The organism is Mesorhizobium sp. B2-3-12 (assembly GCF_006442205.1).
Taxonomy (GTDB): Bacteria; Pseudomonadota; Alphaproteobacteria; order Rhizobiales; family Rhizobiaceae; genus Mesorhizobium.
In genome coordinates this window covers 920478-944202 of sequence record NZ_VFVR01000002.1, presented here as the reverse complement: position 1 = coordinate 944202, position 23725 = coordinate 920478, and the positions used below count along the sequence as shown (strand labels likewise).

Below are 23725 nucleotides of genomic sequence, written 5' to 3'. Positions count from 1 at the left end.
GAGGAGCCGCCTTCACCCGCCCTTCGTTCCCTCCGCCTTGCGCACCGAGGCCTGGTGCACCAGCGAGGTCCAGCTGTTGGTCGAGGCGAGGTGGCAATAGAGCAGGCTGAGCGCGCCTGATTTTCGCAGGTCGAGGAAGGCCGCGTCGCTCAATTTGTTGAAGGCGGCTTCGTCGATCACCTGGAAATCGGTGAGGTTGAGCACTTCGCCCCCTTCCAGCGTCACCTTGCTCTGGCGCGGTGCGAACAGGCCGTGGGCGTCGATCTTGTCGACCATCTCACGGGTCGCCCTGAAGTCGATCTGGAACTGGTTGCAGAAGGCGAGCGCCTGCTTGGTCGCCTCGGTCGCTTCGTTGCCGCTGAAGAAAGGCAGCACCTTGTCGTCGCGCGACGGCGCCGCGAGCTGGTCGACGACGCGCTCGCTCGCCCGGTCGACGCACAATGTCAGCCGGCCGGCCGAACCCGGGTCCTCGGCCAGGATGAAGGGGTAGCGGCGGACATAGGCCGGGATATAGTGCGGCGCGCTCCACTTGCCGTCGGCGTCAACGAACAGGTTCTCGTCCTGGCGCACGCCGGCGATGATCACGGGCGCCTTGGCGGCACCGATGAACACGATCGAATAGGAGCGCATCGCCGCCGGCATTTCCGACGCCACCACCGGAATGGCATGCGCCCGCCGGGCGAAGGAAAAGTCGCTGCGCGCGGTCAGCCCCAGCGAGCCGTGCCGGGCCGGATTGAGCGCCTCGGGCCTCGAATAGAACAACGGCAAGGCGTCGCCCCCCGTTGCCGGCGGCGTCCCTGTTTTCGCATCACCCTCAGCCATCGTCCGTCCTTTTCTCCCGCAAGCCGGCCAGGCCGGCCATTCCGCGTCAGGCATCGTTGCCGAAACTTCCGTCTTGTCGCGCCGGGCTCGTAAACATCCCGCGCCCGAACCAAGTACTATAGTGTCGATGGCGCGCATAAAAGGACATGGACTGCTGTATTTTTGGATTACGGTCGCGAAATGTCTTGCGCGCTGGCTCTCCAGGTGCGGCGGGCAAAAGGTGGCGAAGTGTTCGTCGGCTTGGTCCGCAGCGGACTCGGACAAAGAGCTCTGGACAGCCCGTGGCGAAGCGGCGACAGTGCCCCGCAAACGGTTTTGGGGCGAACGCAATGGCGGCGGCGGCGGATTTTGAACAGGCGGTCGGACAGGCGTTCATCGTCGAGACCGGAGCGGGACGGGTCTCGCTCGAACTGAGCGCCGTCAACCGCATCGCCGCCAGCCCGCGCCCGGGCGGCGGGTTTTCCCTGTTGTTTCGGGGGCCGCCCGAGATCGCGCTGCCGCAGGCGACCTACAGCCTTGCCGGCGCCGGCGACGTCCACGACATCTTCATCGTGCCGATTGCCGCCGACGCCACGGGCCGGGTCTACGAAGCGGTGTTCAATTAAAGCGTCCGTGGTCGAAGGCACGGGCCTTCGTCTATCCCGGGGTCTGCGCCGCGTCGCTTCGCTCCTTGCTCCGCCCCAGGATGACGAAGGCAGAAAGGCTTCAGCCGATCTCAGGGTTTGCGGCCATCACCTCGCCTGCCGCCGGCGCGCACGCCATCAGGTCATAGACGCCCTTGTCCTCGACGACGGCAAAGCCGAGTTCCAGATAGAGCCGCCTCGCGGGACTGTTCTTCTCGACATGGATCGAGACATATTTGCCTGACAACCATGCCTCGTCGATGAGGTCCCGCAGCAGCGCGGTGCCATGGCCCTTGCGGCGATGCGCCGGCAAAAAAGCGATGTCGATGATGCGGTGCTGACTTGGCCAGCGCTCGATGTAGAGGCGGCCGATGTCTTCACGGGCGTGTTCGACCACCAGCCAATCGGCCTCCGGATAATGAGCGTGGTAATGCGCGTGCTGAGCCTGGAACTGCATGTCGAGGAAGGCGGCCTTCTGTACCTCGCTCCAGCCCGTTACGGCGAGTTCTTCCATGCGGGTCGAGGCGTAGAGCCGCGACAGGAAGGCAATGTCGGCCTCGCCGGCGGCCCGGAAAGCGAGCCCGGCCCGGCGTGACCGGGACCAGGCTGCGGCGAGAGAGGTTGGGTTGATCGCTGTCACGCCGTCCGTGATCAACGGTCAGGCGGGCGGCGTCAGGTCGCGCACGACGGCGATCTGCTTGAGGTTGCCGGTTGCCAGCGCCGTCCAGCTCCACTCCCATTCGGAACTGTCCATGGCCATCTGGTTGATCACCCACAGACCATTGGTGCCATCGTTCGTGATCATCATGCTGAACAAGGCGAGGCGGCCATCGGCATTGTAGTCGAGCGACAGCCGTGTGTTGGCGCCAGAGGCGCTGAAATCACGCCATCCCGACCAGTTTTGGGTGGCCGCGTCGTATTGGGCGTTGAACGAGTGGACATGCTGCTGGTCGGAGGCCACCAGCATGATGTCGCCGTCGCCCCGGATGCCGGCGCAGATCGTGTATCTGGGAACCCTGCTATAGCCGGGCGTCGCCCAGGCGGTCCAGGTGTCGGAACCGGCCGGCTGTTGCTTGGTGTGCAGCACCTGGCCTGACTGCGTCATGGCAAACAGATTGGTGGCGCCCAGCGGGCCGACGATCGGCGCCATTTCCGTGAAAGGATAGCCGGCGTCGATCTGCACCCATGGCGTCCAGTCCGCCACCGTCAGCGCCTGGGCCTTGGCCTGCTGGCAGCGATAGAGGTGAAGAGTTGAGTTGATGCCGAACAGCGCGATGCGGCCGTCCGCCTGGCGCAGCGCCGTGACCGCCACGAGTTGGCCGGTTAGTTGTATCCAGGCGCTCCAGGGTTGTGCGGGCGGCCTGAGCTCGTCAACGGTAACGACGATCGGCGTCGTCGTGCCGGGCGGCGTGATGGTTTTTTGCACCTGCACGACGACATCCGGATTCTGGTAGATCCACCAGATGCGGCCCAGATTATCGGTGAGGAAGATTTCGATGCGGCCGTCGGCGTCGTTGGCCATCGACAGCTTCTGGTAGAGGGTCGCGCCGGGCGGCGCGCCGATGCCGACCGGCGGATTCCATTTGTCGACCGGGCCGACCTGGTTGATATCTTCGGTGATGAAGGACAGATTGGTGGTGCCGGACGGCTGCGCGACCACCGCGACGCGGCCGTCCTTGGTCAAGCCGGCGCTCATGATCACCCACGCGCCGGCCGCGATTGGCGACCACGCGGAAGGCCACGGCCCGTTCGGCGCGGTCTGCGCCTTCTGGATCAGCTGCCCGGCCGCTGAATCGATGCCGACGACCATCAACCGCGACAGCTCGAAGAACGACGCGCCGGTCGGCATAGGCCCGAAGGGTGCCGTCTGGGAGGGTAAATGAGCGTTCTCGTTGGCCATTGTTCGTCCTACCCTGTTGGCTCGGTGTCAGCCTCTCGGCGGGAAAACGCCTTGCAGCGCGATGCAGAAATAGCAGGTGAGATAGGGCTGCAGATTGTTGTGCGGCTGCCCGCCGCCGGCAGGGGCAAGCGTATTGGGGCTCAGAGGAACCAGATTGGCGTTTGTGGTCGATTGAAACACCGCGCCGTTGATGGAAGTTGCCAAGGTGATGCCGGCGGTCAGCGTGCCCTGCGTTCCATCTTCAACAGTTCCCCTCATCGCGTGATTATGCACGGGGATTTCGGACTCCAGCAGTGTCACCGCGTCCGAACCGCCTGTCTCGCCGAGGTCATGCAGGGAAAGCCCTGGCCCTTGTCCCGGATGCATGGGCGTGCGCCCCTGGAGGTCGGGCAAGGCGAAGTTGGACTTGCCATTACCGCCATAGGTGGTGCCGAGCAGCGAAAAGAGAGCCGTGTTCTGCGACAGCGGCAAGAGCTGGCCGTCGCACCATGCCCAGCCCTTGGGCGCAAAGTTGAACGGGAAGATGCGGATTTCCGCAACGAAAGGATCGGCCATGACGGGTCCCTCTTCAGGTCTGCGACGGGAAAATGCCGAACAGTGAGATAATGAAATTCACGCACAGATAAGGCTGAAAATTTGTATGCGGCTGGCTACCGCCAATCGAGGACACGGCCGACGTCGCCATATTGGCGTCAGCCGTTTCCTGGGCATAGGGCCTGACCAGGGTCGAGCTTGCGAGAACGTTGTTCTGCGGCGAAGCCTGTGATCCATTGCCTGTGTTCCCCAGAAACGCATGCGAATGCCCGGGTATCTCCGAGATGGTAAGGGTCGTCTCTTCGGTGCCGCCGGTCTGGGCAAGGATAAAGCTGTTGCCCTGATGCACGGCAGCGCGACCGCGAAGGTCCGGCAGCGCGAAAGTGCTCTCACCGTCGCCGCCATAGGTGGTGCCGATAAGCTGAAAAAGTGTCTCGTTCTCCGAGATTGGCAAAAGCTGACCCCCGCAGAACATCCAGCCCGCCGGGGCAAAATTGCCGGCAAACATTCTGATCTCGCCAACGTAAGGTTGTGCCATGACCGCGTACCCCTCAACTCGCCGACGGGAAAATGCCCTGTAGGGCGATGCAGAAGCTCACGGTCAGGAATGGCTGCATGTTCAGATGCGCCTGACTGCCGCCAATGCTGGAGATACTTCCGGCATTCAAGGCGGCCATATTGCCTGGCGGGCCGTAAATATTTCCCGGATCTTTCGCCAGAATATTGCCGGTGCCGCCAAAATTCGGGTTGGTCGAGTTGCCCTGTGTGCTGGACGCGTTCGCGACATGCATATGCGTCGGCAACTCGGATATCGAAAGCGTATGGGCCTGCTCGCCACCCCGCTCGCCGAGCGTGTGGCCACTGCCGACATGCATGGGAATGCGTCCGCGGTAATCGGGAAGGGCAAAGTTCACACGGCCGTCACCGCCGAATGTCGTGCCGAGGAGGGCGAACAGGGCCTGGTTCTGATCGATGGGCAGAAGCTGTCCGTTGCACAAGGCCCAACCCTTGGGCGCAAACACGAAGGACATGATCCTGATTTCCGAAAGGAATGGTTCCGCCATCGCCGCCCCCAACCGCTCGCCGCCAAAGCATATGACCTGATACAGCAAGACGACCGCTGCGCCAAAGCCACCTGTAACTAAGATTTTCTATTAATAAGAACAGTTCTTCTTGCAACTCATTAACAACCGATTCCACTGCTTTGCAAGCTAGTTTTTCACTTGCTTCGATTTTGACCGTGCCGGGCGGCGTCTGATCAAGGCAAGGGGTTGGTTGTCGGCAACGGCGCGATGCCCGCGGAGAATGTCACCGTCCCAGAGATGTTGAACTTTGTTGGATCGATTGAGCCATTTGCATTGTCAAGTTCAGTCGCGGTGTTGCCGGCTGTTGCCGCGCCCTGCGTCACCTTCACCGTGCCGGCGAGCTGCCTTATGCGCATGAACTGCCCGTTGCCGGCCTGGCCGGCAACGTTCGCAAAAGAGTTCCCCTGAACATTGGCCCAGATCGTCGGGAACGGCCCGAAGCTCGCATCCTGGTTGTCTTGGATGGTGATCGCGCGGCTGCCATTCATATGGTCGAACGTGTTGTTGGTGATGGTGACGTCGGTCTCACCGCCGCCCGTAGCCAAACCGCCAAGGCCGACATTGACGCTGATGCCTGGGGCCGTTGCGATCTGATAAATCTTATTGCCGTCGATCAGATACTTGCCGTTGATAGCACCTTCGTTCTGAATGGTGATGCCGTTGCCGAGCAGGGCGCCCGAATTGGTCACGGCGTTGTCGCCGATAGTGTTGTTCTTGATCGTGCCGTTGACCGTACGGGTGAATGGCCCGTTGCCATTGTCGAAATGGTTGATCGCCGTAGAACGCGACCCGATGAACGTGTTGTTCTCGATGTCGAAGGTGAGCGATGTCGACACCGGATCGGTCGACACGTCGACGCCCGCATTATTGTTCGTGAACGTCGCCCCGGAGACATTCACCGTCATGCTGGTGCCGCCCGAGTTGGCGAACAGGCCGGTGCCCGTGATCGTAGCGGGCGGAGAGGCAGCATTCCAATTGCCGGTGAAGCTGCCGCCCGTGACAGTGATCCCCATCGTCGACGATCCCGTGCCAAGGAAGTTGACCAGGTTGCCGTGCTGCGAGGAGGCATTGCCGTTGATCGGCAGGCCGTTGCTGGAGATCGTGTTGTTGTTGAACACGAGGTTCGTCAAAGTGCCCGACGAGTTGGAGATCTGAATCTCGAACTCGTTGTTGTTGCTGATCACCGAATTGCTGATCGACGTCGCATGCGCTCCGTTCGAGGCGGTTCCGGTCAGCTGCGTGATGTTGATGCCGGACTCGTCCGTCGCCGCATCGCTGCCGTTGCCGGAGATGTTTAGCCGGTTCAGCACGAAGCCGTTGATGCCCGAGCCGCCGATGCCATCGCCCAGATTGTTGGTAAGATTCATATAGGCGAGATGGACATCCTGGGTGTTGGTGAGGCTGATGCCGTCGCCTGTCGAATTCTGGATGATGCCGCCGGAGCCGTTGTTGGCGCCGCCGCCATCGCCCGTCACCGTCAGCCCGCCAGCGGTGCCCGTATTGTTGAGTACGATGCCGTTGGCGGCGCCGTTGGACGAAATGCTGCGGAAGGTCATGCCTGCTCCGCCGATGGTCGTGCCGGTCACATTGAGCGCTGTCGCGGTACCCGAACTGATGATGCTGCCGGTGCCATTGGCGCTGATCGTGCCGCCGCCCGTCGCGCTGAAGCCGGCGACATTGCTGCCGGTCAGCGTCAGCGTGTTGGTGAAATTGATGATCGCGCCGGTGTTGTTGCTGAGCGCTATGCCACCGCTCGAGCTCGTCGCCGAAATGGCTCCGCTGAAGGTGGTCGTGCCGCCGGTATGGGACGATACACTGACGACGTTGCCGGCGCTCGTCTTGGCGATGGTGCCGCCGTAGCTGATGGTCGCGTTACCGCCGCTGACATTGAACGCATTGCCCGAGGCGCCGCTGAGCGCGCCGGTCCCGAGGCTTACTGTACCGGAGACGTTGGCCAGCGAAACGTTGTTGGCGCCGCCGCCCGAACTGGTGGAGGTGAAATTGATGCCGGCCGCGATGCCGTTGAGGTTGATCGCCTGGGCGGCAGTCGCATTGATCGAGCCGGTGGTGACATTGACCGTGCCGCCATTGGTGGCGGTGAAGGCGGTGTTGGAACCGCCCGTCGCGATCACGAGGTTGGCAAAGCTGACGGTCGAAGCCTGGCCGCCATTGTTGATCGAGACGGCGGTGCCGGTGCTGTTGTTGTGGGTGACGGCGCCGGTGAAGCTGACTGTGTTGGCCGCCGTCGCGCCCGAGATGGCGATGCCGCTGCCGCCGACGCCCGACGTCACCGCGCCGGCAAAGCCGAAGCTGCCGCCGCTTCGGTTGGTGATGCTGACCGCGGTGCCGGTAACGCTGGTGACCGAGCTCGCGCTGTCGAAGTTGAACGCCGCATTGCCGCCGATGACGGACAGGCCGCTGCCGCCCGTCGTGTCGACATTGGTGGCGTTGACAGTTCCGGAGGCTGCGCCAAACTTGATGCCGGTCGCTGTCGAACTCGTGATCAGCGAGAGATTGGTCAGCGTCGTGGTGCCGGCCGCATTGGTGCCGAAGTCGATATTGGCGGCGGTGACGTTCCTGATCGTCATGTTGCTGATCGTGGCGTTCGCCGTGCCGGAGCCGCTGATGCCGATCCCGGCATTTAGGCCGGCGCCGTCGTCGCCATCGATGATGAATCCGTCGATGATGTTGTTGCCGGTAAGGCCCAGCTTGATGATGCTGCTACCATCCGTGCTTGTCAGCGTCGCCGCGCCGCCGCCGGTCTGGTCGGCGATCGAGACGTTGTTGCTGGCGAGCTGGATCGTCGACGGCACCGTCAGCGCCAGGTTGATGTTGCCGTTGCCGAAGCCGCGCACCTGTTCGCCGGCCAGCAGTGTCAGCGAGTTGTCGCCGCCCGCCGCGGTGATGACGCCATTGTTGACGAGGACGATGATGTCGTTTGGCCCGGCCTGGAACTCCGCGCCAGTCAATGTCGTCAGATTGTTCTGGTCATTGCCGCTGCCATTGCCGGTCGCGCTGGCGCCGACGAAATAGATCTTGCCGATGCCGAAGCCTTTGCCGGGGCTCGCCTGGAAGGTCACGTCCTTGAAATTGTAGGTTCCCAGCGTCGGCGCGTTGGAGGCGTCGATGCCGACATTGGCGCTTATGGTCGAATTCTGATCCGTCGCGGACTCGCCGTCGCCAAATATGAAGCCAAGGTTCGTCGCTGTGTTGAGCAACACGCCGGTATTGACGCCGGCAATGCTGGAACTGTTGCCGCCGACCACAGCGTCGCCGAGCCGCACCGTCTGGCCCCCCGTGGCGCCGCTCAGGTTGACGCCGATCGATGTACCCGCGCCGGCGGCGGCATTGGTCACATCGAAATCGTTGGCGGTGATCGCCGCGTTGATGGTCGCACCGCTGAGGTCGAAGGCGGTCGCGGTGGAGCTGTTGAGGCCAATGGCAAGCGAGTTGAAGGAGAGCGCGGCATTCAGCACGGCGGCAACATCGACGCCGACCGAGGTGATGCCTTGCAGGTTGACCGTGCCGAGCGCGATGGCGCCACCGCCGGACGAGGCGACATTGGCCAGTGAAATGCCGGTCGCCGCATTGGTGGTCGAAACGGTATTGAAGTTGACGCCGCCGGCGCCGGCCGTGACGCCGGTGAGGGTCAGCGCGGTGCCGGTGCCGGTCGAAATGGTGTTGCCGGCGCCGGTGACGCTGACGGTTCCGCCAGTCGTGGCGCTGAAGCCGGCGCCCGACGTGGTGGTGATCGCCAGCCCGCCGCCGCCGAAGTTGGTGGTGGCGCCGGTGCTGGTCGCCAGGTTCACTGCCGCATTGGCGCCGGTGGTGAGCGTGTTGTTGGCGCCGCTGAAATTGAACGTGCCGCCGCTGTTGCCCGTGACGGAGATGCCATTGTCGAACCCGCCGGTGGCGCTGACTTTGCCCGACAATGTGACTGTGCCGCCGGTGACGCCCGAGATGTCGACGATCTTGCCGGCACTGGTCTTGGTGACCGAGGCCGCGATGTTCAAGGTGGCGGCACCGTTCGAGACCTCGACGCCGATGCCCGTCGGATCGTTGGTCGCGCCGATCGAGCCCCCATTGATGTTGACAGTGCCCGATGTGTTCAGCAGGCGCACGCCGGACGCGCCAGTATTGTTTATCGTCACCGTGCCGAAAGTCACCGTGCCGGTCACGCCACCGTTGATGTCGATGCCGTTTAAGGTGGCGCCACTGACGACGGCGCTGTCGAAATTGACAGTCGAGGAGGTGCTGTTCTGGACCGTGATCGCGTTGTTGGAGGACCCGGCGATGGAGACATCGCCGCCGTTGAATGCGCCGCCCGAGACTCCGGATATCTGCACCCCGGGACCGCCGCTGACAGTGCCCGTCGCCGTCAGCGCGTCGAACGTCACACCACCGGCTCCGATGGTCGCGGTCTGCATCGACACGATGCGGCCGGTTGCCGTCGTCACCGTGTTTGTCGCGCCCGTGACGGTCACGGCGGCGCCAGTGGTGACGAAGAAACCGTCGCCGGACGTGGTGTCCAGGGTCAGGCCGCCGGTGAAGCTGGTCGTGCCACCCGTCTGCGACAGGCCGGCGCCGCTCGTCGTGTTGATGTCGGCGAGGCCGCTGACCGTGAGCGTGCCTGACGCCCAGCCGATGCCGCCGCCCGTCGAGCTGGTGTTGTCCACCGTCACCGTGTTGAAGGTGAAGGTGCCGGCGTTGGTGTTGATGGCGCTGATGCCGGCGCCAGACGTGCCGGAGATGCTGGTGGCGCCGGTGACGGTGAAGGCGCCCGCCACGCCGTCGAAGATGATGCCGCTCGCGCCGCCGGTGGCGGTGACGCTGTCCAGCGTCATGCCGACCGTCAGCGGGTCGAGATTGAGGGCGGTGCCGTTTGTCGTGTCGACCGAACCGCCGCTGCTGTTGAGCGTGAAGATGGTGGCTGGCGGGCCCTTGGTATCGACGAGCAGGCCGGTGCCGCCGTCATTGGCGATGTTCAGCGTGCCATAATCGAGTTCGCCCGACACCTGGGTCAGCGAAATGCCGTTGCCATTGACGCGGGCCGCGGCGGTGCCGACGGTCGAGTTGCCGCCGTTGACCGGATTGATGGCGCCGCCGGGCGTCGCGTCGAACGTCGCGGTGTTGATGGCGATGCCGGACCCCGACCCGGCGCCACCTTCGATGGTCAGGCCGTCGAAGCGGGTGATCGTGGTCGTGCCGCCCGTACCGTCGATCGACAGGGCCGCCGCGCCCGTACCGGATTTCAAGGTCAGGTTGGACAGTGCCAGATTGGTCACTGTGTTCGACGTGATCGACACGGCGGGTACGCCGATGCCGCCGCGAACCGTGCTGTTGAGCAAGGTCAAGCCGGCTATGTTGGTGCCGATGATGCCAGCGCCGCCGCCGCCATTGCCGATCACCACGCCGCTGATGCCGTTGGTGCCGGTGAGCGTTACCGTCGCCTCGGCAGCCATCGTCGTCAGCGTCACCGCGCCGTTGCCGGTGGGATCGGTCACCGTCGTGCCGCCGGCGGTGATGGTGGTGAATTGGAAGGCACTCGGCGCGCCGCCGGCGGTGAAGCCGAGCGTTGCCAGATCGACGGTGCCGCCGTCGCGGAAGCCGACCAGGGCCTGGCCATCGGCCAGGGTGAGCGTGGTGCCGCCTGTTATGGTGCCGCCATTGTTGACCAGCACGATGACCTGTGCCGACGAGGCAAGCGCGCCGGCGATCGTGCCTGGATGGGCGCGCGTGCCGTCGTCGGTGCCGTCAACGGTGTTGTCGACATAGTAATAGGAGATCGAGCTGGAAAGGTTCGACGTGTCGCCGGAGAAGATGACGTCGTTGAAATTGTAGTCGCCATTGGTCGGCAAACTATCGGTGGCGTGAATGACCTGGCCGCCAGTGGTGGCGATCGTCGATTCGGCCGGCCCCTGGCCGTCGCCGAACACCAGCTTGGCGTTGGTGGCGCTGGAGAACTGGACGCCATAGCCGACATTTTCGATCTTCGAGGTCTGGCCTGCCGGATTGCTGTTGACGAGGTCGCCGAGCTGGATCGTGCCGGTGCCGGTCGTGCCGGCCATGTCGATGCCGATCGTGCCGGCGAAGCTGCCGCCATCGACGTCGAAATCGCCTGCCGTGATGGTGCTGGCGCCGAGCGCGGCGCCGTTGAGATCGAGGCCGATGGCGTTGTCGGCAGCAAGCCCGACATTGAGGCTGGTGAAATCAAGCGTCGAGCCGAGCGCGCCGGAGATCTGGACGCCGGCGCCGGTGATGCCTTGCAGGTTGACCGTGCCGAGATCGAGCGCGCCGCCGCTGACATTGTTGAGCGAAATGCCAGTGGCCGCGCCGGTGGCCGAGATCGAATCGAACTTGATGCCATCCACGCCAACCGTCGCGCCTGTCGCCCCCGCCACGATCGCTGTCGCGTCGCCCAGCTTCAGCGCGGTGCCTGTGCCGGTGGTGATGGTGTTGCCGTCGCCGGTGACGCTGACCGTGCCCGGACCGAAAGTGCTGGCGGTGAAGCCGGCGCCGCTGGTGGTGGTGATGACGAGGCCGCCATTGGTGAAGTTGAGCGTGCCTTGGCTCTGCGGATCCGGCACGTACGCTGGTGCCTTGTAGATGGCATCGTTGGCGCCGGTGTCGAACATCTTCGACGTGCCCGAGAAGGTGACCGTGCCGTTGGCCGAGCCGCCGATGGAAACACCTGTGCCGCCGCTGTGATCGATGGTGCTGGAAATATCGTATATGCCGTCGGCATGGCCAAAGAAGTCGAAGGCCGTCGATGCCGTGGTCGAAACGACCGAACCCCTCATGGTCAAATGGGTCCAGTCGCCGCTGGCTTGCAGCACCGAGCCCGTATCGACCTTGATCGAACCGTTGTAGTTCAGCGTCGCATTGATAAGGTCGTTGCCGCCGGAGAGGCTGATGGCCGAGCCGGTGGTGCTTGTCGTCGCCCCGATGCTGGCAACGCCGCCATTGCCGCCGACATTGACGGTCCCGGTCTGCAGGACGGCCAGCGCAAGGCCGACCTGGCTGCCATCGATGGTCAGGGTGGACCCGGCGACATTGGCGATGTTTATGGTGCCGACCTGGCCGCTGATCTCGAACCCTTCGTAGCTGGTGTCGAGATCGGTCGTGCCGGTGAAATTGACCACGCCGGTGCCGAACAGGCCGGACAGCGAGGCGCCGATATACCCGGTATCGGTCAGGCCGCCGATGTTGACATCGCCCGCGAGGGTCATGCCTGACAGGAACACGCCAGCGCCGCCGCCGTTGGCGCTTGTGGATACCGCCGAGATGCTGTCGAAGGTGACACCGCCGGCGCCGACATCGGCGCCGTTCACCAGCAGACCGTCGCCACCGGAATTGATCTTGTTGCCGCTGCCGATGACGGTAAAGGTCGAGGAGCCGAGGTCGCCAATGGCTATGAAGCCCGCGCCTGTCGTCGTCGTTATGTCGAGGCCGCCATTGGTGAAGTTGATGGCCGAGTTCGTGTTGGGAGTCGGCGTGCCCAGCGGCCAACCGCCGGGGAGGCCGAGATTGACACCGTCGGCCGCGCCCGAGCTGATTTGCTTGGTCGTGCCCGAGAAGGTGATGGTGGTGGAATCGTTGCCGGCAACGAAAATGTTGCCGCCGGCGGCCGCATTGTTGTCGGTCAAATTGCCCGACAGGGTCACCGAGCCGGCAGTCATGCTCTGGATCGAGACCGCGGCGCCCGTGCCGTTGGTGGCAATCGTGCCACTGTAGGACATGGCTGCAGTGCCGCCGCTGGCGGCGGTGGTCGAGCCGACATTGAAGGACGTGTCCGAACCGGTGTTGGTCAGCGTACCGGTGCCGAAATCAGCCGTGCCGCCGAGATTCTGCAGGTCGATGCCGTTGCCGCCGCCGAACGTGGCACTCGTCGACGTGAAATGAATGTCGGCCGTGACGCCGTCGAGCGCCGCCGCTTGCGCGTTCGTGGCATTGATCGTTCCGGCGTCGACCTTGATCGTGCCGCCTCCAGTGGCGGTGAAGGCCGTCGACCCGTTGGTGGTGATGTCCACGTCGGCGAAGGTGATCGCGGCACCGGTGTTGTTGGTCAGCGACACGCCATTGCCGTCGACTGTCACATGGTCGGTGAAATCGACCGTGCCGCCGGTGCGGTTGGCGATCGTGATGCCGCCGCCGGTCAGCGTGCCGGCCGGCCCGCTGTTGGGCAGGGTACCGCGCGTGACCGTGATGTCGCCGTTGCCGCCATTGGCATCGAGCAGCGTGCCGGCGACGTTGATGTTGTTGTTGGTGATTGAGACATTGCCGATAGTGCCGGTAGCGCCGTCGACCTTGAACGCTGTCTGGCCGACGGCGACATTGCTGACCGTAACGCCGTTGATGACGATGCCGCCAGTGTTGTCGAAGGTTGCCGCGCTCGAGTCGATGGTGAAGACCGAGCCGCTGCCGCCGCTGAAATCGAAAGCGGTGTCCTTCACCTGGTTGCCGCCGAGCAGATGCAGCGTATCGCTGCCCGTGCTCATGACAACGCCCTCATTGCCGGTGACGGTCGCGCCCGTGGCGCCGAGATTGCCCTGGACATTCACCGGCTGGATAGTGCCGGACGTCACGATGGAGGAACCGTTGCCGAAGCCGACGATCGACTGCCCCGCATCGAGCGTGAACGGCGTGCCGCTGAGATCGACGGTGCCGACAAAGGCAAAGCTCAGCGTGCCGGTCATCGCATCGGCCTCGGCAGCCGTGACCGTGGCCACATTGGCGCTGAGCCCGTCCGTGCCGGCGTTGATGACGCCGCCCGTCTGCGAGACCATGATGACACCGCCGGCAGCCAAGGCAAGATTGGCACTGCCGGTGAAGAACACGTCGTTGAAATTATAATTGCCGAGCGCCGGATCGAGCCCGACCGTGTTGACGGTGTAGCCGCCCGCCGCCGCAGTGATGGAGGATTGCAGCCCATTGGCGGAGGTGCCGTCGCCGAAGGTGAAATTGGCGTTGGCCGAAGTCGCGGTCGAGTGATCCGATGCCAGTTCGACGCCGACGCCGGCGTTGCTGATGCTGGAGCCGGCCAGGAAGGTGATGGTCTTGTTGCCCGTCGTCGACGACAGGTCGATGCCGCGCGAGGTGAGGTCACCGTTGCCGGTGATCGTGGTCACGCCGAAATCAGCCGTGGTCGATGAACCGCTGAAGTCGATGCCCGCCTGGTTGGCGCCCGCTCCCATCGTCACCGTCGTGGTGCCGAAGCTGACATCGGCGTTGGTGCCGCTGAAATTGATGCCGGCGGTGCTGCCGGCCGAGCCCAGCGTCACATTGGTCGTGCCGAAGGTCACCGATCCGGAATTGCCAGAGATGTCGATGCCGTTGCCGCCGGCGGTGGTCACGGTGACGGCGCCGAAAGTGGCGCTGCCGGCGACGTTGGAGACCGACAGGCCATTGCCGATCGCGTTGGTGATCGACAGGGGCGCCGTGGCGTTGAAGGTCGCGGCCGCGCCGAGGCCCGCGATGACCGCGCCACCACCGCCGCTGGCGGTCAGCGCCGAGCCGGTGAAGCTGATCGCGCCGCCCGTCGGCGCGGTGGTCGAGCCGATGGCGAAGAGGTTGCCTGTACCGGTCGAGGTGACGTTGCCCGAGAAGGTTACCGAGCCGCCGGTGATGCCGTCGACCTTGACCGCGGTGCCGGGCGCGGTCGCCGAACTGGAGATGGCGGCCGAGACGGTGATCGCCGCGCTGCCGCCGGAGACCACGACGCCATCGCCGGTGCCGGAATTGGTGATGGTGCCGCCAATGCCGATCGTGCCGGTGTTGTTGGTCAGGCTGACATCGGCGCCGGAGACGCTGGTGGTGACGAGATTGCTGACATTGACCGTCGCGGCGCTGTTTTGCACCACGAAACCGGGACCCGGTCCGCCGACGGTGGCGATCGTCGTTGTTCCGTTGAAAGAATAGATGCCGCTGGCGACATTGGTCAGGCGGATGGCGTCGCCATTGGCGCGGCTGATGTCGACACCGCCGAAGGTGACGTTGCCGCCGCTGGTGTTCTCGATGACGATGCCGGCTGGCACCGAGCCGCCGGAACCGTCGACGGTGACGCTGGCGAACGTCACGCCCGCCGCGCCGATCGTCAGGCCGCCGGCGCCGCCAAGATGAATGCCGTTTTCCGTCACGCCAGCGCCGGTGTTGACGGTATTGCCGGAGCCGGTCACCGTCAGCGTGCCGCCATTGACGGCGCTGAAGGCGTAGCCGCCATCGGTGGTCAGGTCGAGGCCGCCGGTGAAATTGATCGTGCCGCCGGTGTTGCCGGTCAGGTCGATGGCATTGGCCGCGCCCGTGCTGGCGGTGATCTTGCCGCCGAAGATCGCGCTGCCGCCGGTCATGTTGCTGATCTTGACCGCGCTTGCCGCACTGGTCTGATTGATGGTGCCGTTGTAGGTGACGTTGGGCGTGGAACTGGTGATGGAGAAGGCATTGCCGCCTGTGCCGGCGATGGAACTGCCAGCCCCGAAGGTCAAGGTTCCGCTCGAGCCACCGACGACACCAACGCCTATGCCGCCGCCGGTGATGTCGAGGTCGTCGAAAGTGGCGGTGCCGTCGAAATTGTTGGCGAACAACCCGACATTGGTGGCGTTGGCGATGGTCGTGTTGCCGGTGAAATTGACGGTTGCGCTCGAATCGGCAAGCGCGATGCCGGTTTGGCTCACATTCTGGATGTCGAGATCGTCGACCGTCACGGCGCCGGTCACGCTATCGAGAACGAGGCCGAGCGCGACATTGCTGACCGACACGCCCTGGACCGTCAGGCCGGCGATGCCCGCCCCACTGATCGCCGCGCCGCTGCCGCCCGAAATGTTGAAGTCGAGCAACGAGTTGCCGTTGCCCAGCGTGACGACGTCGCCGGCGCCGGAATTGGTCAGCGTCGCGGCGCCCGTGCCCGGATCGGAAACCACGACATCGTGCTGGATGTTGTCGCCGGTGACATTGATCGGCACGCCGCCTAGTGAGAAGGAACGGCCATTGCCGAAGGACGCCAATGTCTGGTCATCGCTGAGCGAGAAGCCGCCCGTGGTGTCGATCGGCGTGTTGCCGGCGTCGTTGACCAGCACGAAGATCGCATTGGCGTCGGTGATGCCGTCGGCGGTGCCGACCGACGCCAGGTTGCCAAGCGAGGAACCGTCGCCGGCGCCCGAGGCCGCCGCGCCGACGAAGATGACGTTCTGCACGTCGAACAGCTGCGGGCCGCTGAACGTCGTGGAGCCGAACGCATAGAGGCCGAGTGTCTGGTTGAGCCCGCGCGCGTCGAGCGAGGCGGTGACGCCGGCGATCGAGCCGCCGCCAAAGGTGAACTGGGCATTGGCCGAGTGGGCCAGCGAGCCGGCAACGCCCAGGCGCACGCCGGTGTCGACGCCCGAAATGGTTCCACCATTGGTGATGATGATCGAGGCACCGCCTGTCGTGTCGGAGAGGTCGATGCCGATCGAGCCGGCGCCTGATCCGCTGATGTTGGCCGACAGGGCCGTGAAGGTCGTCTGGCTGCCCGAGAAATCGAGGCCGGTGTGGCCGAGACCGAGCCCGGAGACGACGATGTTACCAGCCACCACAGCCGCGTTGACGCCGGAAAACACCATGCCGTCGCCGCCAGGCGTCGCGATGCTGATGTCGCCGAAGCGGATCACTGCGGGCGAATCCGAAATGGCGATCGCCGGACCGGTCGTGTTGGAAATCGTCGTGGCGCCGTTGACGGTGAAGCTGCCCGAGACGTGGTCGAGCACCACGCCCGACGTGCCGCCGGCCTGGGAGATCGAATCCAGCACCACATGGGCGGTGATCGGGTCGATGTAGACGCCGATGCCGCCATTGCCGGAGATATTGCCGCCGGTGGTGGTGAAGCTGCCGCCGCTCGACGTGCCCTGCACGGTGATGCCGCGGTCGGTATTGTTCAGCGCATTGACCGTGGCGAAGGTGTAGGTGCCCTGGCCGGTGATATCGAGGCCGTCGTCGAGATTGCCCGACAGCAACGTCGTGCCGGTGAAATTATAGGTGCCGTTGTCCTCGATATGCAGGCCGTCGAGACCGTTATTCGTGGACGTGAAATCGGACGCCTTGACGTTGGTCGAATTGCCGGTGAATTCGGCGCCGTTGCCGCCGGCGCCCGTCACCGTGACCTTGGTCAGCGTCGTGTTGGTGACATTGTTGCCGAAGATGCCGTCGGCGCCGCCGGTGATGGTGATGCCGTTGAGCGTGTTGCCAGTGCCCAGCGTGATGACGGGGTTGGCGACGTTGGTGCCCTGGATGGTGCCGTCGCTGCCGCCGAGGTTGAAGGTGGCGGTGCTGCCGTTGAACAGTTTCGCCGTGACGTTCTCGCCGCCGCCGATGACGGTCTGGCCCGTGGCCAGCGTCACGCCGTCGGTTGTGATGTTGCCGCTGCCGCCAAGGGCGACGATGAAGCCGCCATTGCCGGCCTTGGTAACCGCGTCGTCCAATGTCGTCGGGTCGGCCTGCGTGCCCGCACCGGCCAGGCCGCCATCGGCGAAATAGAACTTGCCGAACGCGGCATTGGTGGCCGCGTTGATGGCGACGCGGGTGGTCGAGCCGCCGGTCAGTTCCTGGCTCTGGATGCGGACGCCGACATCGCCGCGCACCCGTTCGTTGACGCGCTTGCGCAGGCCCTCGCTGACCGGAAAGACCGGGTCCGCCCCGATGGCCGCGGTATTGTCCGAGCCGCCGCCGGGGTTGAACGGGATGTTGAGCCGCACGCTGCCTGCGAACTGGGTGTCGTCGCGGTTGTCGTTGCGCACCTCGCCGGTGAAGGTCAGCGAGGTTCCGGTGCCGAAGACATCGCCGATCTCATATTCGATGCCGGCCTTGGCGCCGGTGACGCTGCCGTCATCGCCGTGCGGATCCTCGAAATGGTAGCCGCCAATGTCCAGCCGCAGCGAATGCTTGTCGGGCAGGTTGATCGGCACCTTGGCGCCGACCTCGCCCTCGATGCCCCAGGCCGCGTAGTCGCGATGGTCGAGCACCGAGATCTGTTCGATCAGCTGATTGGAGACCATCGACAGGGTCGAAGAGGCGGAGTGGTCGGTCGAGTCGCCCTTGATCGGGATAAAGACGTTCACATGCGCGTCGAAATTCGGCGTGATCGCCTCGACGCCCAGCGTGCCGCCGGTGAACTGGGTACCGCCGTAGCTCTCGGCATTGAAATAGGCGTAGCCGCCGAGCATCAGGTCCGGGTTGACGATGCGGCGGATGCCGAGGCCGATATCCTGGCCGAAGGCGTCCTTGAAATCGTGCTTGGCCCGGACATCCAGGAACAGCACCGATTCGGCGGTCTGCTTGATCGGGATGAAGCCCTCGAGCGCAGCGTTGCCGCCATTGTTGTCGGCGCCGACGATGGCGCGTATCTGCGGCTGCCAGAGCCCGGCATCGTCGCCATAGGCGGCCGCGCCCGAAAGCGCCAGCGCCAGCGACGTCAGCGCCGTCGTCTTCCACAGATGCCTTGCAATGCTCGAACGGCGATAGCCGGCGCGCACGTGGAAACCCTCCCCACGCGCCGCCATCCCACCAACTTGCCGAGACTTCTCGGTAGTTCCCATCCCTGGCGAGTCCTTCCGGGACTTGCACGTCCCACGTGTAGGAATTTTTACGCAGATTCTATTGTATAGCGAGCCCTTATTGTCTTGAATTCAGTTGTTGACTGCTAAAGTTCTTATGTGTGGCATGACGGTCACAGTAATTTTGCCGACTGTCTCGCCCGAGCTCGCCTTTCACAACAGTTCCCGATGTAGTATCAAGCCCTTGCCGGCTCGAATACATGTACGGAGCTGGAAACCCAAAGGGGCGCGGAAGACATGACATCTATTTTAGCGAAAGCTAATAGAAAAGATCTCACCGCTGGATTGGGCGCCTTGTGGTTGATCTTGTCCGCCACCGGTGCCGCGCTTGCCGAGGACGCCAAGCCGGCCCAACCCCAACCAACCCAGTCAAAGCCGGCCCCGTCAAAGCCTGCCGACGCCAATCCATGGGCGGTCAACTGCTCCAGCGGCTCGGCGAGCACCGAGCTTCAGTGCCAGGTGTCGCAGAACCTGACCGAAGCCAAGACGGGACAACGCGTACTCACCGTGACGGTGCGCCGCGACAATGCCAATGGCAGCCTCGCCATGCTGCTCGCGCTGCCGCATGGCCTGTTCCTGCCGTCCGGCGCCAGTTATCAGATCGACCAGGGGCAGAAGACGACCATCGCCATCCAGACCAGCGACCAGAACGGCGCCTATGCCGCCACCCCGCTGGCGCCAGAGCTGATCAAGGCGATGAAGGCCGGAACCAATCTCAACATCGGCATGGAGTCGGTGACCCGCAAACCGGTCACCATCCCGGTGTCGCTAGCCGGCTTCACCGCCGCGCTCACCAAGCTGGAATCGATCAAGTAGCACTTGCCGGCCGCTTGATTGTCGGCGCACGCAATGCTCCGTTGCCGGTTTCACGCCTACGGAGAGATTTCATGACAGGCTTTGTCGACCGCCAGCGCGCTGCTGAGCTGATGCAACGCGCCGGCATTGCGGCGCTGGTGCTCTCGGCACCCGAAGCCTTCCACTATGCGACCGCCGCGTCGATCGGCCCGGCCGGCCTGTTCCGGCGCGCCGGCGCCGGCTTCGTCGTCATCCCGGCAGGACAAGACCTGCCGATCGGCGTTGTCGTCGCCGATTTCAATGCGGAGCAGACGCGGCGCGCCATGCCTGAAGCGGTCGTGCGTTCGCATCCGATCTGGATCGAATCCGCGCCGCTCGACCCGGGAGTCCAGGACCTGCCTTTGGCCGGCCGCATCGAGGCTGGCCTGGCTTCGCTCGCCCGCGCGCCGGATTTCGCGCGTCCCGCCACTTTCGACCTCGCCGGCTCGGTGCGCCAGCTGCAAGCCATGCTGCTCGATTTCGGGCTGGAGCGCGCCACGCTCGGCCTCGACCTTGACTTCATTCCCGCCGCCGATTTTGTGGAGATGCAGGCGCTGCTGCCGGATTGCACGATGGTCGACGGCTCGGCCGTGCTGGACCGGTTGCGGGCGATCAAGTCGCAACGCGAAGTCGATCTCTTGCAGCAAGGCATTTTTCTCTCGGAAGCCGGGCTGGAGCGCTTGCAGGTCGACGCCATGGCCGGCATGGGCCAGGCCGATCTCATCGCCCTTTACCGCAAAAGCGTCACTGAGGCCGCGGCCGGGCTGTCGCATCCGGTCGTCACCGCCGAATACGTGACGCTCGGCGCGCGGGCCAAGGGCGCCGACGCCAGGGCCGTGGCCGGCGATCCGCTGAAGTGCGACATGGTCTGCACCGTTGGCGGCTACGCTTCCGACATGTCGCGCAACTTCACCTTTGGAGCGCCCTCGGCCGACCAGGCGGAACTGCACGCCATTGCCGAGCGCGCCTTCGAGGACGGCCTGGCCGAACTCGTCCTTGGAAACACGCTTGGGCACGTGCATCGCATCGCCACCGAAAGCCTGGCGCTGCAAGGCCTGCGCTCCTACCGTCGCGGCCATTTCGGCCACGGCGTCGGCCAGTCGGTTTTTTCCGAACAATGGCCCTTCATCGAGGCCGGCAGCGATGTCGTGATCGAGGCCGGCATGGTGCTGGCCTTCGAGATCCCGCTCTATATCGACGGCCTCGCCAGCTTCAACCTCGAGGACCAGTTCCTGATCACGGCGGATGGGCCGGTTGCGATGAACCGCTTGCCGAGACGGCTGGAGGTGATTGGGTAGTCGTTGCTGAACCGCTGCGTGAAGGTTGGCGCCATGCGGCGGGATGTGCCGAGATTCCGGTCAGGCCGAGACGAAAGCGGTGGGTTTCCGAGAACCGGAGCGGAGCGTACTTGAAGTATGTGAGCACCGGAAGCGCAGGAAATCACCGCTTGCAGGCCGGCATCACCTGAATATCGGCGCATCCCTAAGCGCTCACCGGCGGCCGCCTATCCCTCCACGGCATTGCCTCCTCCAGCTGCGCCGACGCCGCCAGCACCGTCGCCTCGTCGCCATAGCGGCCGATGAGCTGCACGCCGATCGGCACGCCGCCTTTCGACCAGCCGAGCGGCAGCGAGATCGCCGGCTGGCCTGAAATGTTGAAGGGGAAGGCAAAGACGGCGTCCGCCCATTTGGCGTTGTAGCGGTCGATGTCCGTCTCCGACATGTCGTAATAGCCGAATGGGCGCGGCAGTTGCGTCAAGGTGGGCGTGACGAAAAGATCGTAGCCATTGAGGTCGCCGACAATGTCGCGGCCGACCTGCCTGAGCTGCTCGACATCGGAGATGTGCCTGATGCCGCTGGTGGCGCGGCCGCGTTCGATGATCGCCCAGGTCACCGCCTCGACATCGCCTGACGTCGCCGGCCGACCGATCACCGTTTCCAGATAATCGAAGGTCGCCGCCGTCTGCACGCAGGTCATGTTGGTGTAGGTCGCCCACACGCCATTGGCGTCGAGCGGCATGTCGTGCTCCTCTACATCATGGCCAAGCCGCTCCAGCGTCGCCACGGTTGCCAGCACCGCCGCCTTCACCTCCGGATCGATGGCCGTGCCATTGGGCGGCGTGACCGTGAAGTCGATGCGCAGCCGTTTCGGCGCCCGCGCCGACAGGCTGAGCCAAGAACTATCGGGAACCGGCGGCGTGTAGGGGTCGCCCGGCAGCGCGCCGGCCACCGCGTCGAGATAGGCCGCGGTATCGCGCACCGTGCGCGAGCAGCAGAGAAAATAGGCGCCCCCATACCAATAATCGCCGAAGGGCGCGAGGCTGACGCGGCCGCGCGAGGGCTTCAGGCCGACAATGCCGCAACAGGAGGCGGGGATACGGATCGAGCCGGCGCCATCGCTGGCCTCCGCGATCGGCACCATGCGCGAGGCGATGGCCGCGGCCGCGCCGCCGCTCGATCCACCGGGTGTGATGCCGTCCTTCCAGGGGTTTTTCGTCGCGCCGTAGAGTTTTGGCTCCGTGGTGATCGACCAGCCGTTTTCGGGCGCGTTAGACTTGCCGACCAGCACCAGCCCTGCCGCCTTCATGCGGCGAACGACTTCGGTGTCGAAATCGGCGACGACATCTCTGAGGTAGAAGCAGGAATTGGTGTTGGGCGCCCCAGTCCAGGACGAGGCCAGTTCCTTGAGCAGGAATGGTACGCCGGCAAAGGGCGCCGATCTGTCGACCGTCGCGCCCTGCGCGCGCGCCATGTCGTAGAGACGGTGGATGACCGCGTTGAGCGCCGGGTTGAGCCGCTCGACCAGCGTGATCGCCGCCTCGACCAGTTCCACCGGCGAAACCTGGCCGCCACGCACCAGCGCGGCCAGATCGAGCGCGTCGGAGTCCGCGTAGGTTTTCAACAGACTGTCGGTGACGGCGGCCATGTATTGTTCCTTTTATGTCTGAGACTCACCCTCACCCAGCCTCCGCTTCGCTCGGCCGACCTCTCCCCGAGGGGAGAGGAGACTGTCCGGCGCTGGCGCCTCCCTCTTCTCCCCTCGGGGAGAAGGTGGCCGCGAAGCGGCCGGATGAGGGGGCTGGCGCAACGTCAGGTCAACTCGATGGTCCGCCCCAGCTCGATGCTCTGCTCGGCCGCGAGCACGATGCGCAGGCTGTTGACCGCCGCATCCATCTGCTCGGTCAAATCAAGGTCCTCGCGGATGGCGCGCAGGAAGAAGGCCTGCTCGCGGTCGCACAATTCCTGATGGCCGGGCTCGTCCTCCATGCTGACGATCTCGTCGGGTTTGGAAAAGTTCTTGTCGCCGTCGACGGCGGCATAGTGGATCTTCAGCGCATCGGTCTTTGTGTGGCGGTCGATGTCGGCGGAGTTCGACACTTCGGCCAACTCACCCGCACTGCTTGCCTGCTGCCCGGCGACGATCGACACCGCGCCCTTAGGACCGACGACGTCCTTCACGAAATAGGCCGTCTCGCTCATCATCGGCCCCCAGCCGGCCTCGTACCAGCCGACCGAACCGTCATCGAAGGTGACGTGCAGATGGCCGTAATTCTGCTTGTCGGCCTCTGCCCAGAGTTTCGCGCCGATGCCGTGCACGCGCACCGGCCTGGCGCCGGTCAGCTGGCACATGACGTCGACATAGTGGACGCCGCAATCGACGATCGGGATCAGCGAATCGATCAGGTTCTTGTGCCAGTGCCAGGCGCTGCCACTGCTCTGCTGGTTGAGGTTGAGGCGCATCACCAGTGGCTTGCCCAGCGTCTTGCCGACCTCGATGAATTTGATCCAGGAGGGATGGACGCGCAGGATGTAGCCGAGCACCAGCTTGCGGTTTTTCGCCCGCGCGGCCGCCACGACCTTCTCGGCATCCGCGATGTTGGTGGCGAGCGGCTTTTCCATGAACACATGGCAATTGGCCGCTATCGCCTTCAGCGCGTATTCGGCATGGGTGTTCGGCCAGCTGTTGATCGACACGGCGTCGGGCCTGGTTTCCTTCAGCGCCAGGTCGAAATCCTCGTAGAGCGGATAGCCGGCAAGTTCGGCTGGGATTTTCGTGTTGCTCTTGATCGAGCGGCTCATGATCCCGACGATCTGAAAACCCTCCGAGCGATGATAGGCGCTGGCATGCGACGCACCCATATTGCCCAACCCCACCACCAGCACTTTTACCTTGTCGGCCATCTCAGCCTCCCGTTCCTTATTCATTAAAACCATGTGCGACGGCTCAGTTGCCGCACGGGTTGATCGCTTGCCCGGGCAATCATCTTAGGTTTGCGCAGCCCCTCATTGCCCTGCCGGGCATTTCTCCCCGTATAGTGACGGGGAGAAAGACGCTGTCATCACCGAT

At 64.4% G+C, this 23725-nt stretch carries 12 protein-coding genes; 3 read left to right on the top strand and 9 right to left on the bottom strand.

Annotated features, from left to right (window positions below; genetic code table 11):
• Positions 1-12: 12 nt before the first annotated feature.
• Positions 13-822 carry a SapC family protein gene (locus tag FJ948_RS09900; protein ID WP_140703716.1) on the bottom strand — a complete coding sequence of 270 codons (810 nt, stop codon included), beginning with the start codon at positions 820-822 and terminating at the stop codon, positions 13-15.
• 329 nt (positions 823-1151) lie between these two features.
• Between FJ948_RS09900 and FJ948_RS09895 the strand changes: the two genes are divergently transcribed.
• Positions 1152-1427 (top strand): hypothetical protein, encoded by a 276-nt coding sequence (locus FJ948_RS09895; RefSeq protein WP_140703714.1) that lies wholly within the window; start codon positions 1152-1154, stop codon positions 1425-1427.
• 100 nt (positions 1428-1527) lie between these two features.
• On the opposite strand, the gene FJ948_RS09890 is transcribed toward FJ948_RS09895, so the two are convergent.
• The 6 genes from FJ948_RS09890 to FJ948_RS09865 all read right to left on the bottom strand — a co-directional run bounded on the left by FJ948_RS09890 (position 1528) and on the right by FJ948_RS09865 (position 18463).
• Entirely contained in the window at positions 1528-2085 is a 558-nt protein-coding gene (locus tag FJ948_RS09890) for a GNAT family N-acetyltransferase (RefSeq protein ID WP_140703712.1), read from the bottom strand.
• Between the two features lie 18 nt (positions 2086-2103).
• Entirely contained in the window at positions 2104-3345 is a 1242-nt protein-coding gene (locus FJ948_RS09885) for a hypothetical protein (RefSeq protein WP_181173613.1), read from the bottom strand.
• 27 nt (positions 3346-3372) lie between these two features.
• Positions 3373-3900 (bottom strand): tail fiber protein, encoded by a 528-nt coding sequence (locus FJ948_RS09880; protein WP_140703711.1) that lies wholly within the window; start codon positions 3898-3900, stop codon positions 3373-3375.
• Positions 3901-3913: 13 nt separating this feature from the next.
• Positions 3914-4417, bottom strand: a complete 504-nt coding sequence (locus FJ948_RS09875; RefSeq protein WP_140703709.1) for a tail fiber protein — start codon at positions 4415-4417, stop codon at positions 3914-3916.
• Positions 4418-4430: 13 nt separating this feature from the next.
• Positions 4431-4943, bottom strand: a complete 513-nt coding sequence (locus FJ948_RS09870; protein WP_140703707.1) for a tail fiber protein — start codon at positions 4941-4943, stop codon at positions 4431-4433.
• A gap of 194 nt (positions 4944-5137) precedes the next feature.
• Positions 5138-18463: a hypothetical protein gene (locus tag FJ948_RS09865; RefSeq protein WP_210242267.1), complete on the bottom strand. Its 13326-nt coding sequence runs from the start codon at positions 18461-18463 to the stop codon at positions 5138-5140.
• A 375-nt stretch (positions 18464-18838) separates the two neighbouring features.
• Between FJ948_RS09865 and FJ948_RS09860 the strand changes: the two genes are divergently transcribed.
• Positions 18839-19360: an invasion associated locus B family protein gene (locus tag FJ948_RS09860; RefSeq protein ID WP_246677488.1), complete on the top strand. Its 522-nt coding sequence runs from the start codon at positions 18839-18841 to the stop codon at positions 19358-19360.
• Positions 19361-19431: 71 nt separating this feature from the next.
• Positions 19432-20676: a Xaa-Pro peptidase family protein gene (locus FJ948_RS09855; protein WP_140703701.1), complete on the top strand. Its 1245-nt coding sequence runs from the start codon at positions 19432-19434 to the stop codon at positions 20674-20676.
• A gap of 184 nt (positions 20677-20860) precedes the next feature.
• On the opposite strand, the gene FJ948_RS09850 is transcribed toward FJ948_RS09855, so the two are convergent.
• Together FJ948_RS09850 and FJ948_RS09845 are read right to left on the bottom strand one after the other, a co-directional pair.
• On the bottom strand, positions 20861-22303 hold the full coding sequence (locus FJ948_RS09850; protein ID WP_140703700.1) for an amidase: 1443 nt from the start codon (positions 22301-22303) through the stop codon (positions 20861-20863).
• 164 nt (positions 22304-22467) lie between these two features.
• Entirely contained in the window at positions 22468-23559 is a 1092-nt protein-coding gene (locus tag FJ948_RS09845) for a Gfo/Idh/MocA family oxidoreductase (protein ID WP_140703698.1), read from the bottom strand.
• Positions 23560-23725 lie beyond the last annotated feature (166 nt).

Coding starts and splice junctions, on each gene's coding strand:
- FJ948_RS09870 (WP_140703707.1), bottom strand. CDS start 4,943: ATGGCGGAACCATTCCTTTCGGAAATCAGGATCATGTCCTTCGTGTTT.
- FJ948_RS09850 (WP_140703700.1), bottom strand. CDS start 22,303: ATGGCCGCCGTCACCGACAGTCTGTTGAAAACCTACGCGGACTCCGAC.
- FJ948_RS09855 (WP_140703701.1), top strand. CDS start 19,432: ATGACAGGCTTTGTCGACCGCCAGCGCGCTGCTGAGCTGATGCAACGC.
- FJ948_RS09885 (WP_181173613.1), bottom strand. CDS start 3,345: ATGGCCAACGAGAACGCTCATTTACCCTCCCAGACGGCACCCTTCGGG.
- FJ948_RS09845 (WP_140703698.1), bottom strand. CDS start 23,559: ATGGCCGACAAGGTAAAAGTGCTGGTGGTGGGGTTGGGCAATATGGGT.
- FJ948_RS09875 (WP_140703709.1), bottom strand. CDS start 4,417: ATGGCACAACCTTACGTTGGCGAGATCAGAATGTTTGCCGGCAATTTT.
- FJ948_RS09900 (WP_140703716.1), bottom strand. CDS start 822: ATGGCTGAGGGTGATGCGAAAACAGGGACGCCGCCGGCAACGGGGGGC.
- FJ948_RS09880 (WP_140703711.1), bottom strand. CDS start 3,900: ATGGCCGATCCTTTCGTTGCGGAAATCCGCATCTTCCCGTTCAACTTT.
- FJ948_RS09895 (WP_140703714.1), top strand. CDS start 1,152: ATGGCGGCGGCGGCGGATTTTGAACAGGCGGTCGGACAGGCGTTCATC.